16 protein-coding genes and 2 tRNA genes are annotated in these 15,398 nt (G+C 70.5%); 11 read left to right on the forward strand and 7 right to left on the reverse strand.

Features of this window, described 5'->3' with window-relative positions:
* Window positions 1-73 precede the first annotated feature (73 nt).
* Window positions 74-1,144, reverse strand: a complete 1,071-nt coding sequence (locus ADX84_RS07565) for an STM4015 family protein (RefSeq protein WP_049569623.1) — start codon at window positions 1,142-1,144, stop codon at window positions 74-76.
* 292 nt (window positions 1,145-1,436) lie between these two features.
* Here ADX84_RS07565 and ADX84_RS07570 point away from each other — a divergent pair, with 292 nt between their 5' ends.
* Window positions 1,437-2,228: a bifunctional 2-polyprenyl-6-hydroxyphenol methylase/3-demethylubiquinol 3-O-methyltransferase UbiG gene (locus ADX84_RS07570; protein WP_049569629.1), complete on the forward strand. Its 792-nt coding sequence runs from the start codon at window positions 1,437-1,439 to the stop codon at window positions 2,226-2,228.
* Window positions 2,229-2,571: 343 nt separating this feature from the next.
* Window positions 2,572-3,810, forward strand: a complete 1,239-nt coding sequence (locus ADX84_RS07575) for a phosphatidylserine/phosphatidylglycerophosphate/cardiolipin synthase family protein (protein ID WP_049569632.1) — start codon at window positions 2,572-2,574, stop codon at window positions 3,808-3,810.
* Window positions 3,811-3,850: 40 nt separating this feature from the next.
* On the opposite strand, the gene ADX84_RS07580 is transcribed toward ADX84_RS07575, so the two are convergent.
* Together ADX84_RS07580 and ADX84_RS07585 are read right to left on the reverse strand one after the other, a co-directional pair.
* A complete protein-coding gene (locus tag ADX84_RS07580; protein ID WP_017543933.1) occupies window positions 3,851-4,060 on the reverse strand; it encodes a hypothetical protein in 210 nt (69 codons plus the stop codon).
* A gap of 237 nt (window positions 4,061-4,297) precedes the next feature.
* Window positions 4,298-4,370, reverse strand: a tRNA-Arg gene (locus tag ADX84_RS07585).
* A gap of 423 nt (window positions 4,371-4,793) precedes the next feature.
* On the opposite strand from ADX84_RS07585, the gene ADX84_RS07590 reads away from it, so the two are divergent.
* Window positions 4,794-5,897: a M15 family metallopeptidase gene (locus ADX84_RS07590; protein ID WP_049569637.1), complete on the forward strand. Its 1,104-nt coding sequence runs from the start codon at window positions 4,794-4,796 to the stop codon at window positions 5,895-5,897.
* Window positions 5,898-6,020: 123 nt separating this feature from the next.
* Here the strand turns inward: ADX84_RS07590 and ADX84_RS07595 are convergent, their stop codons facing one another.
* The 4 genes from ADX84_RS07595 to ADX84_RS07610 all read right to left on the reverse strand — a co-directional run bounded on the left by ADX84_RS07595 (window position 6,021) and on the right by ADX84_RS07610 (window position 8,598).
* Window positions 6,021-6,428 carry an MscL family protein gene (locus ADX84_RS07595; protein WP_049569641.1) on the reverse strand — a complete coding sequence of 136 codons (408 nt, stop codon included), beginning with the start codon at window positions 6,426-6,428 and terminating at the stop codon, window positions 6,021-6,023.
* Between the two features lie 81 nt (window positions 6,429-6,509).
* Entirely contained in the window at window positions 6,510-7,166 is a 657-nt protein-coding gene (locus tag ADX84_RS07600) for an SAF domain-containing protein (RefSeq protein WP_049569646.1), read from the reverse strand.
* 149 nt (window positions 7,167-7,315) lie between these two features.
* Entirely contained in the window at window positions 7,316-7,699 is a 384-nt protein-coding gene (locus tag ADX84_RS07605) for an FmdB family zinc ribbon protein (RefSeq protein WP_049569650.1), read from the reverse strand.
* A 254-nt stretch (window positions 7,700-7,953) separates the two neighbouring features.
* A complete protein-coding gene (locus tag ADX84_RS07610; protein WP_049569653.1) occupies window positions 7,954-8,598 on the reverse strand; it encodes a 5-formyltetrahydrofolate cyclo-ligase in 645 nt (214 codons plus the stop codon).
* A gap of 150 nt (window positions 8,599-8,748) precedes the next feature.
* Between ADX84_RS07610 and galU the strand changes: the two genes are divergently transcribed.
* The 8 genes from galU (at window position 8,749) to ADX84_RS07650 (ending at window position 15,395) form a co-directional block, all read left to right on the forward strand.
* Window positions 8,749-9,687, forward strand: coding sequence for a UTP--glucose-1-phosphate uridylyltransferase GalU (galU, locus tag ADX84_RS07615; RefSeq protein WP_049569658.1), 939 nt, complete (start codon window positions 8,749-8,751; stop codon window positions 9,685-9,687).
* 113 nt (window positions 9,688-9,800) lie between these two features.
* Window positions 9,801-11,027, forward strand: a complete 1,227-nt coding sequence (gene glp / locus ADX84_RS07620) for a gephyrin-like molybdotransferase Glp (RefSeq protein WP_049569662.1) — start codon at window positions 9,801-9,803, stop codon at window positions 11,025-11,027.
* Between the two features lie 123 nt (window positions 11,028-11,150).
* A complete protein-coding gene (gene moaC / locus ADX84_RS07625; protein ID WP_049569665.1) occupies window positions 11,151-11,654 on the forward strand; it encodes a cyclic pyranopterin monophosphate synthase MoaC in 504 nt (167 codons plus the stop codon).
* Window positions 11,647-12,156 (forward strand): molybdenum cofactor biosynthesis protein B, encoded by a 510-nt coding sequence (locus ADX84_RS07630; protein ID WP_199776505.1) that lies wholly within the window; start codon window positions 11,647-11,649, stop codon window positions 12,154-12,156. The genes moaC and ADX84_RS07630 overlap by 8 nt, the downstream gene beginning before the upstream one ends.
* Before the next feature lie 252 nt (window positions 12,157-12,408).
* On the forward strand, window positions 12,409-13,128 hold the full coding sequence (locus ADX84_RS07635) for a GNAT family N-acetyltransferase (RefSeq protein ID WP_049569668.1): 720 nt from the start codon (window positions 12,409-12,411) through the stop codon (window positions 13,126-13,128).
* 404 nt (window positions 13,129-13,532) lie between these two features.
* Window positions 13,533-14,201, forward strand: a complete 669-nt coding sequence (locus tag ADX84_RS07640) for a hypothetical protein (RefSeq protein ID WP_049569671.1) — start codon at window positions 13,533-13,535, stop codon at window positions 14,199-14,201.
* 58 nt (window positions 14,202-14,259) lie between these two features.
* Window positions 14,260-14,333, forward strand: a tRNA-Ala gene (locus ADX84_RS07645).
* A 444-nt stretch (window positions 14,334-14,777) separates the two neighbouring features.
* Window positions 14,778-15,395, forward strand: a complete 618-nt coding sequence (locus ADX84_RS07650) for a TetR/AcrR family transcriptional regulator (RefSeq protein WP_049569674.1) — start codon at window positions 14,778-14,780, stop codon at window positions 15,393-15,395.
* Window positions 15,396-15,398 lie beyond the last annotated feature (3 nt).

The following is a 15,398-nucleotide window of genomic DNA, read 5'->3' on the forward strand; positions in this document are numbered from 1 at the left end:
CTTGGGGGTCGGGTCGTGGGGGTCTTGGGGGCCGGACCGGGGCTCGGTGAGGTGCCGCGCGATGCGGCCGGGCTCACTCGCCCACGGCCGGGTAGTAGTGGAGGTCGTCCGCGTCGTCGGACCCGCTCGGGGGCTTCCGGGGGCCGTCGGAGAGGTCGACGCGCACCCCGGCCTCCGTGAACGCCGCCCGCACGCGTTCGGCGTCGTCCTCACTCAGGTAGTGGTGGTGCAGGTCCAGGCTCTCCAGGTGGGCGAAGACCGGTACCGATGCCAGCAGGTGCTCCACGTCGCTGTCGCGCAGGGTGCCCAGCGACAGGTCCGCCGAGGTCAGGTGAGCGGTGACCGGTGCCTCCGCCAGGGCCCTCAGCCAGCTGCCCGTGCGCTGGGAGTTGCGCAGGCCCAGGTGACGGAGTGCGGGCAGGGCAGCCCCGTGCAGCAGGGGCGCCAGGTCCTCGACCGTGGTGTCGCCGCCGTAGTTCCCCACACCCAGCCACAGCTCCAGTCGCTCCAGCGCGGGCAGTTCGGCGGAGACGATCTCGCGCGCCACTCGGCCGGGCAGGCCGCCGCTCTGGACGGTGAGCGAGCGTAGGCGGGCGTGCCCGCCGACCGCAAGGGAGAGCGTGTCCCCGCCGCTGTGGGTGTCGCCGACGCCCCGGACGGTCAGGTCCTCCAGCAGGGGATAGGCCTCCAGAAGGGGAGCGAGGTCGCACTGCTGGATCCAGGAGATCTCGTTCTCCTCGAAGGTGACGTCGCCGACGAACAGGGAGCGCAGGGCGGGGAAGGCGTCAGCGTGCCCGATGAGGGCGTCCCGCAGCTCGCGGGAGGAGATGTCGCTGCCGTCCTCGAATCCCCAGTCGCCGATCACCAGCGCCCTCACCCGGGAGGTGTCCACCTCCTCGACGAACCGGGCCAGGTAGGGCACGAACTCCTCGGAGTAGCTGGTGAGCCGCAGCCGCCACGACACGGAGCCGGGGTCCTTCCCGGCCTCCTCCATGAGCACGTGCTGCCTGGAGGGGGCCAGCGGCTTCTCCCCGTCCCGGGGGCGCCCGTGGCCGGAGTGGTGGAGGTGGTACTCGTTCTCCCCCCGGTCGAGGAACTCGACCACGGGGAGTCCGGCGTGGTCAGTGAGGTGTTCGCGGATCATGGAGGGGAGCCTTCCGTCCTGGCCAAGGGGTGTGCCACATGTTCTAGCAGCGGAGGGTGACAGACCGGGGTCGCACACCCGCTCGGAGCGGAACGCCGGGTATCCGGGCGAAGTCCGGATACGTCCCGAAGCGGATGGTTTCCTCTTTCTTAGCAGCTCACGTGGGCACTTCCGGACTTGTCCACAGGGGTGAACACCCGATCCCGGCGGATCGGCGTATCCGGGTCGCGGGATACCGGCCGGTACGGCGGTGCGGCAGGACAACGCGGGGCGGCAGTGTGAAAGTGGTCGCATGGCTACGCACAGTGAACTCCGTGACTTCTGGGAACACCGGCTCGAAGGCGACTGGACCGAGAGCGGCGTCGGCTACCGAGCCCTCGGACGTCCCTTCAACACCTGGATGTACCGGGTTCGCGAGGAGGTCTTCCTCCGCGAGGTCGGCCAGCTGGGGCTCAAGGGCGCCAGTGTGCTCGACGCGGGCAGCGGCACGGGGTTCTACGTGAGCCAGTGGGAGCGCCTGGGCGCCGGTGACGTCACCGGCTGCGACATGACCGACGCCGCCGTCGAACGCCTGAGCGGTCGCTTCCCGAACCACCGCTTCGTTCGCCAGGACGTGTCCGAGCTGGACGCCTTCGAGGACGCCAGCTTCGACGCCGCCTCCTGCATGGACGTGCTCTTCCACATCACCGACGACGACCGGTACGCGGCGGCCTTCCGGTCCCTCGGCCGGGTCGTGCGTCCCGGCGGCACCCTCGTGATCTCCGAGAACTGTCTCCAGCGCCCCGAACAGCGCGGAGAGCACCAGGTCAACCGGACGCTGGAGACGATCGCGTCGCTGGCGGACAAGGCCGGGTTCGACATCGTGCGCCGGGTACCCATGCTGATGCTGATGAACGCGCAGGTCGACGCCGCACTGCCGTGGCGCAAGGTCTGGGGCGGGGTCCTGCGGGCCGCCACCGTCACCGCCCCGACGGGCTGGCTCGCCGGGGCCCTGCTGTACCGCGTGGACCGCAGGCTCGTGCGCGGACGCAGGGAGAGCCCCACCACCGAGCTCCTCGTGCTCCGGCGGCGCGAGGACACCTGACGCCGAGGCGGTTCGGGGGTCACGCGCGCCGGTTTCGGCGCGTTCCTGAGGTCCGACCGGGAAGCCGGTCGGTACCGGGGGTACGCGGCCCCCGTCCTCGACGAGGTGGGGGCGGGGAGCCGTCGCGTGCTCGGTCCCGCCCGGGCCCCGTCTCGCTCGGCGGGGGTTCCGTTCGGCGAAGTCCTGTTCGTCGCGGTCGCGGGCCCCGGCGCCGAGATCGCCCCGATACGCGGTTCGTGTCCGGAACCGGGGTGGACACCGGGTTACGGTGGTGCTCCACCTTGGTGCCGGGGTGGCCGCCGTTCCGGGGGCACGGCGGACGGCCTGTTCGGGAGGCGACCGCATGCTGAGACGCTCGACCATCACGACCTGGGTCAAACGGGGGCTGCTGGGGCTGTTGGCCACCCAGGTCGCCGTGGTCGCGACCCTCGTCGGGATCGACCAGTGGCGCAAGAGGGTGCGGCCGCACCGGGCCAACTTCCCCCGCACCGACCCCGCCTCGGTGCCGGTCGGGGAGACCACCGCCACGGTCTACACCTACGGCGAGGACCTGTTCGAGGACATGCTCTCCGCGATCCGGGGCGCCCGCCACCGCGTCCTGTTCGAGTCCTTCATCTTCAAGTCCGACGCGGTGGGGCAGGAGTTCAAGGCGGCGCTGATCGAGGCGGCCGAGCGCGGTGTCGAGGTCTACGTCATCTACGACGGCTTCGCCAACCTCGTGGTCCCGCGTTCCTTCTTCCGCTTCCCGCCCTCGGTGCGGGTCATGCGCTACCCGGCCTTCCGCCCCGGCGTGCTCCTGCTCAACGTGCGCAAGTCCGGCCGCGACCACCGCAAGATCCTCACAGTGGACGGGGAGACGGGCTTCGTCGGCGGCTTCAACGTGGGCTCCACCTACGCCATCGAGTGGCGTGACACCCACCTCCGGGTCGTCGGCCCGGTCGTGTGGGAGCTGGAGAACGCCTTCGCGGACTTCTGGAACACCAACCGGCGCGCGGACCAGCCCGAGTTGCGGGGTCTGGGCGACGCGGAGTGGGATTCGCGCATGCGCGTCCACCGCAACGTGCCCGAACTCCTCATCTACCCGATCCGGGCGATGTTCCTGGAGGCGGTGGACCGCGCCAAGGAGCGGGTGATCTTCACGCAGGCCTACTTCATCCCGGACCGCGAGCTGGCCAACGTCCTGATCGAGGCGGCCGGACGGGGCGTGGACGTCAACGTGCTCGTGCCGGAGAACTCCAACCACGTGGTCGCCGACTGGATGGCGCGCGGCCGGTACTCAGAGCTGCTCCGGGGCGGGGTGCGGCTCTGGCTGTACGAGGACGCCATGGTGCACGCCAAGACCGCGACGGTGGACGGCAGGTGGAGCACGATCGGCACGGCCAACGTGGACCGCCTCAGCCTCACCGGCAACTACGAGATCAACGTCGAGATCTTCGATGAGAGCGTGGCCCGGCACCTGGAGAAGGTCTTCGAGACGGATCTCACCAACGCCCGCGAACTGACCGAGGAGGAGTGGCGCGGGCGCCCGATCGCCGCCAAGTTCAGCGAGATCGTCCTGGCGCCCTGGCGCGGCTTCCTGTGAGCCCGAACCCCTGCACGCGGGCCCGGTCGTCGGGAGCGGTTCAGAGGTCCTTCGGGGACAGTCGGGGGAACTTCCTGGGGAAGAACCGGTCCGGATCCGCCCTGCGGGGCCTCGGGCCGCCCCAGTGCTGCGGGCCGGGCTGGGGGTCCTTCTTCAGCGCCCCGGAGATCGCCGAGGGCGATCCTCCACGCTGGCGCCCCTTGGCGTCGTCCCCGAGTTCGGTCATGTCGTCCCGGTCCCCGTCCGCCATCCGGCCACCCCCGTCCGTGCGTGTGCACGCCTCCGACCTGGTCGTTCCCTGCCCATGATGACTCGCAAGGGTGCGGGGACCGTCCCCCGACACGGACGGTGCGGTCAACTTTTTCGCCGCACGGGGGAGGGGCGCGCGAGAACTTGTGACGTCTTGACGGGGATGGGACGGATTCCTGGCGGGGGAAAAGACGAAGGGGCTCTCCTCTCGACCGAGAGGGAAGCCCCTTCGTTGATGCGGCCCCAGCAGGATTCGAACCTGCGACACCCGCTTTAGGAGAGCGGTGCTCTATCCCCTGAGCTATGGAGCCATGGGTGATGCCAGAGCCGGACGTTACCCGGCCACGGGGCCAAGCCTAACCCAGGATGGGTGTGCGTGGGGTGCCGATTGGTGTTGGGGCGGTGGGGCCGAGGCACTCTGCGTGCGCGGCACAGTACGCTGACCTACGATTGGTTGTCCTGGTTGCGGTGTGATGTTGTTCATTTCGCGTGTCGTGATGCGAGCCGCCACCGCCCTTCGGTCACTCTGGGCGGGCGGGTGCGCCAGGTCACGGCACCCCGACGACCAGGCCTTCTTCCAGAGGCCGCGCGAGACGGCCGGAAGGACGGCGAGCAACCGTCCACGGGTTCGGCCGTCGGGCCGTACGGTCCAGTGTGTCCGCATGTGGACATGTAGTACGTTGCCTTGCGGCCACGAGTAGGTGTTCGAGGAAAAAGCAGCCGGAGGATCATTCGTGCCGTTCACTTCCGAGTCGGCGCGGCGTAGGTCCCGCGTACCGGGTAACGGGGTGCTGACCACCCTGGGGGCACACCACCGGGTCCGGATCGCGCAGGCGCTGACACTCATGCTGGTCACGTCCCTGTTCGTCGTGCCCGGGTCCGTGACAGTCGCCCCGCCAGCCGAAGCGAGCCTGGAGGACCTCCGTGAGCGCGCGGAGTCCTCCGCCGACGCCCTGGAGGAGGCGACCGACGAGTACGTCGAGCGCCAGGACGCCCTGGAGGAGGCGCAGGAGGACCTGATCTCCACCCTCCACGAACTCCAGCAGATCGAGGGCGACCTCAACGAGATGCGCGAACCGCTCGCGCGGCTGGCCAGCACCATGTACCAGCAGCCCGACGCCGGTGTCATCGGCATCCTCGCGGCGGGGGACCTCGACGACGACCTCCAGACGCAGTCCTACGCGGCCAAGCTGTCCGAGGACAACCAGGCGCTCATCCAGGACGCCACCGACCTGCGCGAGGAGCAGGTGGGGCTGGCCGGGGAGGCCCAGGAGCTCCAGACCTTCACACAGCTCGAACAGGCCGAGCTCTCCGCCGAGGTGGACTCCCTGCGCGAACAGTCCGAGTCGAGCATGACCGAGCTCACCGACGAGCTGGAGTCCCGGGGCCTGGACCCGGAGGCCTACATGGCGGCCGCCGACTGCGACGCGAGCGCGGCCTCGAACGCGGGTGGCTACCCCAACGGGCTGCTCCCGCAGGAGGCCCTCTGCTCGCTCTACGACGACAAGTTCCTGAGGGCCGACGCCGCGGTGGAGTTCCTCCAGCTGAACGTGGAGTACGTCGAGGAGTTCGGCGAGAACATCTGCATCACCAGCGCGTACCGCGACCTGCCCAACCAGCACCGCGTCTACGCCCAGGAGCCGCCCGGGTTCGCCGCCGTGCCCGGTACCAGTAACCACGGTCTGGGACAGGCGATCGACCTCGGCTGCGGCATCCAGAACTTCCGTTCGGAACGGTGGAACTGGATGGAGGAGCACGGGGCCAAGTACAACTGGATCCACCCGGCCTGGGCGAAGTCCAGTCCCTTCGAGCCCTGGCACTGGGAGTACGAGGGCTAGGTCAGCCCGATCCGCGGCCGGTTCCAACCGGCGCCAAGCGCCCGGAGGGCGGCCCCGTGGGGCCGCCCTCCCGTGTGTCGGGCCCGTTGTGTCGGGACGGGCGCCGAGACACCCCTCGGTGCCCTAGGAGACGGTCTCGGGCGTGACCTCACTGGTGCAGTGGGCGCACTTGCTGGCCTTCTTGTTGATCTCCGAGAAGCAGTGGGGGCACTCGCGGGTGGTGGCCTCCTCGGCCTTGATGAACTTCTCCATCAGCTTGCCCATGGGCAGGACCACGAAGAAGTACAGGACCGCCGCGGTCATCAGGAACGAGATCATGGCGTCGACGAAGGCGCCGTACATGAACTGGCTGCCGTTGACCTCGAAGTAGAGGTCCGCGAAGGTCGGGACCCCGCCGAAGATCCCCAGGAGCGGGGTGATGAACCCTTCGGTGAACGCCGAGATGAGTCCGGCGAAGACGGAGCCGATGACGACCGCGACCGCCAGCTGCACCAGGTTTCCCTGGAGCAGGAACTTCTTGAAGCCTTCCATGGAACTGCCCTACGTGTTCGTGATTGATGGGGACGCGCCCGAAGTGGCGCCCGGACAGCTTTCACCACCCCTGGTCATCGGTCAACCGCGAATCGTCACAGACAGCCGCGAAGAGGTCGCGTGCCCGGCCAGGGCCCGGGCTTCCTCGCTGGTCGCGGCGATCAGGACCAGCGCACCGCCCTCCCCGCTCGGACCCTCCTCAGAGGGCACGGCGAGAACGGGCCGGTCACCGACCACCTCGACGGCGGGCCCGGGTCTGGTGGGCGGCCCGCCGAAGTCGTCCGCGCCCGTCGCGGCCAGCACGTCCACTCGGCTGCCTGGGGACAGCAGACCGACGGCCCCCGGGTCGGCCACCCGCACCGGCACGGCGACCATGTCCGCCCCGTAGGGGAGCGCGGGCGGGTCGCTCAGGCGGGCGTCGGTCAGCACCTCGCCCCGGCGCACGGGTGCGTTCAGCGAGAGCCCGGCCGCCCGGTCCCCGGGCGAGAGCGCCCCGTCCGGTACGGAGCTCTCCGTCAGGACCAGGGGCGTGAGGTCCTCCTCGGACAGGGGCGCGGAGGCGTCGAGGTCCCGCGCGGCGACGAGCACCTCCGCCCGGGGTTGGGGCGGGGGCCGCAGGACGAGGACCGCGCACACCACGGCCAGCGCGGTCAGGACGGCGGCGACGGTACGGCGGTGGCGGTCGAGCAGGCGGAGCGGGCCGCGCCGGAGCCGGAACGCGGGAGGGGAGGTGCTCATACCTCCAACGCTAGGCCGGGAGAGGCGGCCCCGGAGGGTTGTCCACAGGGCGGATTCCCACCCCGGGGCCCGTCACACGGGGCCCGGCAGACAACAGAAGCGCCGCCGAGGGGTCTCGGCGGCGCGGCCACGGTCAACGGTGCGGTGGCTCAGCTGCTGGTCGCGGCGGTGCTGCCGCTGGTGCTCTTGCTGGTCGACTTGTCGCCGCCGCCCGTGCTGGGGGTGGAGGCGGCGGGGGTGGCGGTGGAGCCGGAGTCGGAGGAGGGCTTGGCGGCGTCGCCGGACTTGCCGCCGTTGCCCTCGGTGCCGCCCTCAGCGGTGTTGGAACCGGTCAGGGCGGAGCTGTTCGTGGTGGACTTGCCGCTGTCGGTGCGGTAGAAGCCCGAACCCTTGAAGACGATGCCGACCGCGGAGTACACCTTGCGCAGGCGCCCCTCGCACTCGGGGCAGACCGTCAGCGAGTCGTCGCTGAAGCTCTGCACGACCTCCATCTGGGCGTCACACTCGGTGCACGCGTACTGGTACGTAGGCACTGTTCCGGGTCCTCCTTGCTGGCACTCACACCCGTTGACTGCTAAATAGTACGCGTTCGCCGACCACAGCCGCGACAACCCCTCCCCCTGCGGCGCCGGGCGTCCCCAGGGTCGGGCCGTACCCGGTCGGGGGCCGCACGGGGTGCTCGTGTTCGGGGTGGGTGCGGGACACGACCGCCAGCCATAACGCCGCGACCCGGTGCCTTAATCCCCGGAGCCTCCCGAGAGCGGTGCCCCCGGGGTCCCGGCCAGACTCACACCGCCCGGCCGTCCGGGTTCCCTCCTGGCCAGGCCGCCGCGTTCGGGTCGAACACGTGGAGCCCGCCGCCCGGGGTCACGACCGCGTCCACCGGCCGGTCGTGCTCCTCCACGGGCAGCGCGTCCACGAACTCCTCGTCATGGACCACGGCGATCGCCGGGGTGCGCGGGCCCCTGTGGGGCAGCGCGCGGTCGTAGCAACCCGCGCCGCGCCCCATCCGCGTCCCGCGCCGGTCCACCGCCACGGCCGGGCAGACCACCGCGTCCGCGCGGCCGAGCACCTCGGGGCCGTACCGGTGCCCGGTCGGCTCCACCAGGCCGTGGCCGGCCGGTTCGAGGCCGTCCGGGCCCTCGTAGGCCGCCCAGTCGAGGGTCCCGTCGGGCAGGAAGATCGGTAGCAGCACGTACGTGCCCCGCTTCCACAGCGCGTCGACCAGACCGCGCGTGCCGGGTTCGCCGCCCACGGAGTAGTAACAGGCCACCGTCCCGCCCATGGCCAGCCAGCGGAGCCCCATCAACGTGTCGCGGACCGCGGAAGCCACACGGTCGCGCTCCGCCGCGCCCCTCTCCCGCCGCGCGGCGAGCAGGCGCGCGCGCAGCGCGCGCTTGGCGGTCCGGTCGTGGTCGTTCGAGGCACCCATGGGCCCAGTGTGGCACCGGACCCCGATTTCCTCCGAGGGGTGAACACGCGGTTGCGGTTTCCACGACTTCGCCCGAAACGACGGGGACTTCTCGGCCACGGGAAGTCATCGGTCCACGTAACGCGGGTTGTCTGTCCTAAAGTGCCGTTCATGAGCGCCGACACCGACCAGAAGCGATCCCGCACCGACGCCGCCGTGACCAAGGCGGTCGTTCCGGCCGCGGGCCTGGGCACCCGCTTCCTGCCCGCCACCAAGGCCACTCCCAAGGAGATGCTGCCGATCGTGGACAAACCCGCGATCCAGTACGTCGTGGAGGAGGCCGTCGAAGCCGGGCTCGGCGACGTCCTCATGATCACCGGGCGCAGCAAACGCTCCATTGAGGACCACTTCGACCGCGCCTACGAACTCGAGGAGGCGCTCGCCGCCAAGGGGGAGGAGGACAAGCTCCGCTCGGTCCGCGAGTCCAGCGACCTCGCCCAGGTCCACTACGTCCGCCAGGGTGAGCCCCGGGGGCTGGGACACGCCGTGCTGTGCGCGCAGGCCCACGTGGGCGACAACCCCTTCGCGGTGCTCCTGGGCGACGACCTCATCGAGTCGGCCGACCTGCTCCGCCGCATGATCGAGGTCCGTCAGAGCCACGGCGGCAGTGTCGTCGCGCTCATGGAGGTGGAGCCCGAACAGGTCTCCCTCTACGGCTGCGCGGCGGTGGAGACCACCGACGAGGACGACGTCGTCACCGTCACCGACCTGGTTGAGAAGCCCTCGCGCGAGCAGGCGCCCAGCCGTTGGGCGATCATCGGCCGCTACGTGTGCGACCCGGCGGTCTTTCCCGTACTGCACGACACCCCGCCCGGGCGCGGTGGCGAGATCCAGCTGACCGACGCCCTGAAGGAGCTGGCCAGGACCAGCCCCGAGAAGGGCGGCGGTGTGCACGGCGTGCTGCTGCGCGGGAACCGCTACGACACCGGGAACAAGGCCGAGTACATCCGCACCGTGGTCGAGTTCGCCTGCGGCCGCCCGGACCTGGCGGACGAGCTCCTGCCCTGGCTGAGGGAGTTCCTGGACCGCCAGGAGAAGCTCCGGGGCTGACCCGGGGGCACCGGGTCCGGGACGTCGGCTCCGGAGGTCGTCACAATGGGACCGGGGCCTCCCCCTGTGACGGGGGAGGCCCTCACAGCGCGTCCACGACCCGGAAGGACCTCATGAAGAGCGTCGAACAGCACATCTCCGACCTTCTGGGGCTGGTCGCGGTGCCCGAACCGACCGAGCTGGACCTGCTCCAGGCGCACGGGACCGTGCTCGCCGAACCGGTCGTCTCCCCGGTGTCCCTGCCGGGCTTCGACAACTCCTCGATGGACGGCTACGCCGTGCACGCCGCCGACCTGGCCGAGGCCACCGCCGACCGCCCCGTCCGGCTGCCGGTGGTGGCCGACATCCCGGCGGGTGACGCGGACCCCGCCGCGATCCGGCCCGGACTGTGCGCCCGCATCATGACCGGCGCCCCCCTACCCGAGGGGGCCGACTCCGTGGTCCCGGTGGAGTGGACCGACGGCGGCACCGTGGATGTGGCGATCCACCGCCCCGCGCAGGCGGGGGGTTTCGTAAGGCGCCGGGGTGAGGACGTGATGGAGGGCGCGACGGTGCTGAGCGCCGGGGTTCGCGTCGGTGCGGGGGAGATGGGTGTCCTCGCGGCGGTCGGGTGCCGCTCAGTGCCGGTCCGCCCTCGGCCGCGCGTGGTGGTGCTCTCCACCGGTGAGGAGCTGGTCGAGCCGGGCCGCCCCCTCGGTCCGGGGCAGATCTACGAGTCCAACAGCTACATGCTGGCCGCCGCCGCCCGGGACGAGGGCTGCGAGGTGTACCGCCACGGCTTCGTCGGCGACGACCCGGTCACCGTCTGGGACACGTTGGAGGACCTCCTGGTCCGCGCCGACGTGGTGGTCACCACCGGCGGTGTGAGCATGGGCGCCTACGACGTGGTGAAGGAGGTGCTCTCCACCAAGGGCACCGTGGAGTTCACCCAGGTGGCGATGCAGCCCGGCAAACCCCAGGGGTTCGGCACGATCGGACCGGACGACACTCCGATCATCACCCTCCCGGGCAACCCGGTGAGCGCCTTCGTGTCGTTCCACCTGTTCGTTCGGCCGGTCCTGCGCAGGCTGCGGGGTCTGCCCCCGAACCCCCTGCCGAGCGTGCGGGCGCGCCTGGCCAACCCGGTCGGATCGCCCCGGGACCGCCGCTCCTACCTGCGCGCGGTGCTGTCCGACCCCATCGCGCCGGACCCGGTGCCCGCGGTCGCTCCGGCGGTGCGCCAGGGCTCCCACCAGCTGTCCGCGCTGGCCGGGGCCAACGGACTCCTGATCGTCCCTGAGGAGGTCACCGAGCTGGCCGCCGGTGAGATGGTGGAGGTCCTGGTCCTGCCGGAGCCCTGAGCAACGGTCCGGCTGTCCCCGCGGAGGAGTACCGTCGTCCTGGGACACGCGCCGCGCGTCCCCGTGGCTGACCGTTCCGGGCTGCCGCGTGTTCCGTACCAGACGATGAGTGGCTCCACAGCGATGACCGACACCCCACGCCCGGAGGCGCACCCCTCCGGCCTCACGCACCTCGACGAGTCCGGCTCGGCGCGCATGGTGGACGTCTCCGCCAAGTCCGTCAGCGCCCGTACGGCCACGGCCACCGGCAGGGTCCTGCTCAACCCGGAGACGGTCGCGGCCCTGCGTGGCGGAGGGGTCCCCAAGGGTGACGCCCTCGCCGTCGCCCGGATCGCCGGTATCCAGGGGGCCAAGCGCACCCCGGACCTCGTTCCGCTGTGCCACCCGATCGCCGTGCACGGCGTGGACGTTGACCTGACGGTGACGGACGACGGGGTGGACGTCAGCGCCACGGTGCGCACCGCAGACCGCACCGGCGTCGAGATGGAGGCGCTCACCTGCGTGATGACCGCCGCGCTCGGCCTGGTCGACATGGTCAAGGCGATCGACCCGGAGGCCGAGGTGACCCGGGTGCGGGTCGAGGAGAAGACCGGCGGGAAGAAGGGCCACTGGAGGCGCGGTGAGTGACGCCGTGCACCGGGTCGCGGTGGTGACCGCCTCCAATCGCGCGGCGTCCGGGGTCTACCCGGACCGCTCCGGGCCGGTGATCGTCGAACGGCTCCGGGCCATGGGCTGCGCGGTCGTCGGGCCGTGGGTGGTTGCTGACGGCGCGCCCGTCGCCGAGGCGATCGAGCGGGCCCTGGACGAGGGCGTGGACGCCGTCCTGACCACCGGGGGTACCGGGCTCACGCCGCAGGACCTCACCCCGGAGGCGACGCGCCCGCTCCTGACACGGGAGATCCCCGGGATCGCGGAGGCCCTCAGAGCGGCTGGTCGGGAGAAGGGTGTGCCCACGGCGATCCTCTCGCGGGGCCTGGCCGGGATCGCGGAACGTTCCGGACACCGCGCGGTCGTGGTGAATCTGCCCGGTTCCCGAGGCGGCGTGCGCGACGGGATGGACGTCCTGGAGCCGGTTCTGGGCCACGCGATCGACCAGCTCCGGGGTGGAGACCATCCTCGGCCCGAATGACACCCGACAATGACCGGAATCACATCCGGGGCATTCCGGGAGCGGAGAATTGCTTGACCCCCCTCCGGTTTTCGGTGCTGGAGTGAATGGAGTTTGGAAACATCCGATTCTCGTGCAGTGAGGGTGACGCCCGCCACCTCACGCCCGCGGAGTGGAATACTGGAAGGCGTCACCGACACCGGGAGCTCCGCGAGCGCCGAGGGCCGGTGGCACGACCGCGCAGGGCGGTCCGGAGGGCTCGGAAGGACGGACGTGAACCGCAGACAGGGGTGGCCCGTCACCCTTCACGAAGGGCCGATCGCGCTTCGCCCTCTGCGCCTTCGCGACGCCCCCCTTCTCCGGGACACCCGGGCGCGCAACGCAGAGTGGCTGCGTCCCTGGGAGCCCACCTATCCCGAGATGCCGCTCCGCACCACCGGGCTGACGCCTTACGTGGCCATGCTCCAGGCCATCCGCCGCGAAGCCAGGCTGGGCTTGTCGATGCCGTGGTCCATCACCTACGAGGGCCGCTTCGTGGGACAGCTCACAGTGGGCGCCATCGTGTGGGGCTCGGCCAGATCGGCGCAGGTCGGCTACTGGGTCGACAGTGCCTACGCTGGGCGGGGGATCACCCCGACCGCCGTCGCCCTGGCCGTCGACCACTCCTTCTTCACCGTCGGACTCCACCGGATCGAGGCCAATATCCGTCCCGAGAACCGCGCCAGCCGACGAGTGGTCACCAAGCTGGGATTCCGTGACGAGGGGGTGCGCAGACGTCAGCTCCACATCGACGGAGCCTGGAGGGACCACATCTGCTACGCGCTCACGGCGGAGGAGGTACCCCGGGGAGCGCTGCGCCGCTGGTACGACGGGGCTCCTTCCGGTCCGCCAGAGGAGGGGAGTTCCGGCCCCGGTTCCGCATTGGGGCCACAGGGCCCGAACGGTGTCGACGATCCGTGGGATCCGGCGAGTCCGTACCCGGGATCGAACTGAACATGGCACGATCACGGATGCGTCCGGATCTTAAACCCCTCTTTAAGCACAATGATTCATTACTTTGCGTTGAATTGGCACTGCGCTCCGCAGTCATCGCCTGACCTGCTCTTTCGTTCGGGAGGGTGTGACGACCGAAACTGAGGGTCCACAATCTTGCGACACTCCGGTCGGAATGTGGCGCATTTATGGACACGGGGTCGTACCGTGCGGAACATAGACGCATTGACGATGCGGGCAACGCGTGGATATGGCGCACGGGAATCGATCCCGGTCCGACGAGGGCCAGGAACGAAGTCCAGCCGGAGGACGTCTCTACTTCCGGGAGTACGTCCAGCCACACGCGCGGCGGTGTCGACGAAGTGTCGACCAACGTTCAGTGGCCGTCATCGTGAGGAGGGGTGATGAGCAGCTCTCCTCTGTACCTGGCCATCGTGGTGGTCTGGCTCATCGTCCTCGTCCCGATGCTGCTGCGGAAGGACTCGGTGGACTCCGTCCACGAGGACACCCGCCGCGAGGACGAGGACGTCGAGGCGACCGAGGCCGACGAGTACTTCGAGCAGCGCGCTGAGGACGCCTCAGACGACGAGGCGGACCCGGACCTGACCGAGACCCAGGTGATCCACCGTCCCGTCCTCAGTGGCGACCAGGGCGCCGTGGGGGAGGTTCCGGAGCGGAGTCGACCGGCCGCCGAGGTACGCACGCGTGTCGGGCACGAGCCCCGGTCCCGCGTCATCGCGCGCCGGCGCCGACGGACCACCGTCCTCACCCTGCTGAACGTCGGCACGATCATCGCGGTCGCCTTCGGTCTGGGTCCCTGGTGGGTGATCGCCCCGCCGGTCCTGCTGCTCTTCGGGCACATGGCCCTGCTGCGCGAGGCCGCCAAGGCCGACGCCGAGCGCCGCGAGGCGGCGGTCAGGGCGCGCCGCCGGGCGGCCCTGAGGGCTCGCCGAGCCGAGGTGGAGCAGGCCCGCGAGGCCGAGCGCGAGGCCGAGATCATCGCCTTCATCGAGCGTCGCAGCCACGTCTACGACCAGTACGCGGACGCCCGACTGCGGGCCGCCGGAGACTGAGCCAGAAGGTCCGGTTCGGACCACACGCAATCTCCTGATAGTCTTTCAAACGTCTTCAGGGGCTATGGCGCAGTCCGGTAGCGCACCTCGTTCGCATCGAGGGGGTCTGGGGTTCAAATCCCCATAGCTCCACTTCACTCTGAAACGACCCTGCTCGGGGGCCTCTGGCCTCCTTGCCGGGTCGTTTCGTCTTTCCCCAAGGGGGACGACCCCCTTCCCCCCCCGGGGGCTCTGAAACGACCTTGCTCGGGGGCCTCTGGCCTCCTCGCGGGGTTGTTCTGCCTTTCCTCAAGGGGCACGACGACCGCGAGACACGTCGAAGGGCCCGGTTCAGCGAACCGGGCCCTTCGACGTGTCCCTGGCCGTGCCGGACGGATGCTGCTGTTCCCTGTGGCGGGCGGTCGTCCGGACCGGAGCCCCGAGTGTCACCGGCGAAGTGTCTATCCCCTGAAGCGGGTGGACCGGTGTGCGTCCCAGGGTACCTCGGTGGTCCCGGATGTCCTATGGGTCGGGGAGCGCGGATCTCGGTGCGACCGGATCTATCCAGTGGAAACTTTCCGTTGTATAGTCTGCTGCATGGCAGACGGATACCACCATGGGAACCTGCGGGCCGCAGTGCTCGCGCGGGCGGCGGAGGTCATCGAACGGGAGGGCCCCTACGCCTTCAGCCTGCGATCACTCGCGGCCGACCTCGGAGTGAGCCACACGGCCCCGCGGTACCACTTCGGCAGCAGGGAGGGCATTCTCAACGCCCTGGCCACCGAGGGCTTCGCCGAGCTGGCCGACCGATTGGCCGTCAACAGGGAAGCGGGCGGCGGATTCCTGGAGTCCGGGGTCGAGTACGTCCGCTTCGCCACGGAGCGCCCGGCGCACTTCCAAGTGATGTTCGCGCCGACCCTGCTCGACGAGGCCGACCCCGCGCTCGCCGCCGCCCGGGGCGCCGCCTTCGACGAACTGCGCTCCGGTGTGGCCTCGGTGTCCGACGAGGGGAACCGGGTGGACGACCCGGCCGCCGGGGTGGTGGCGGGCTGGTCGATCGTGCACGGCATCGCCACCCTGGCGCTCACCGGAAACCTCGACAGCTCCGGCGTGCGGGCCCTGCTGGGGGACACCGATCTGCTCACCATCACCCGACGTAGCGCCGGGCTCCTCTTCGGCCCCTCGGGGCGACCCCCCTCACCAGCACAGGAGTGACCC

Origin of the sequence: Nocardiopsis sp. SBT366 (assembly GCF_001083815.1) — a bacterium.
In the GTDB taxonomy this organism is placed as follows: Bacteria; Actinomycetota; Actinomycetes; order Streptosporangiales; family Streptosporangiaceae; genus Nocardiopsis; species Nocardiopsis prasina.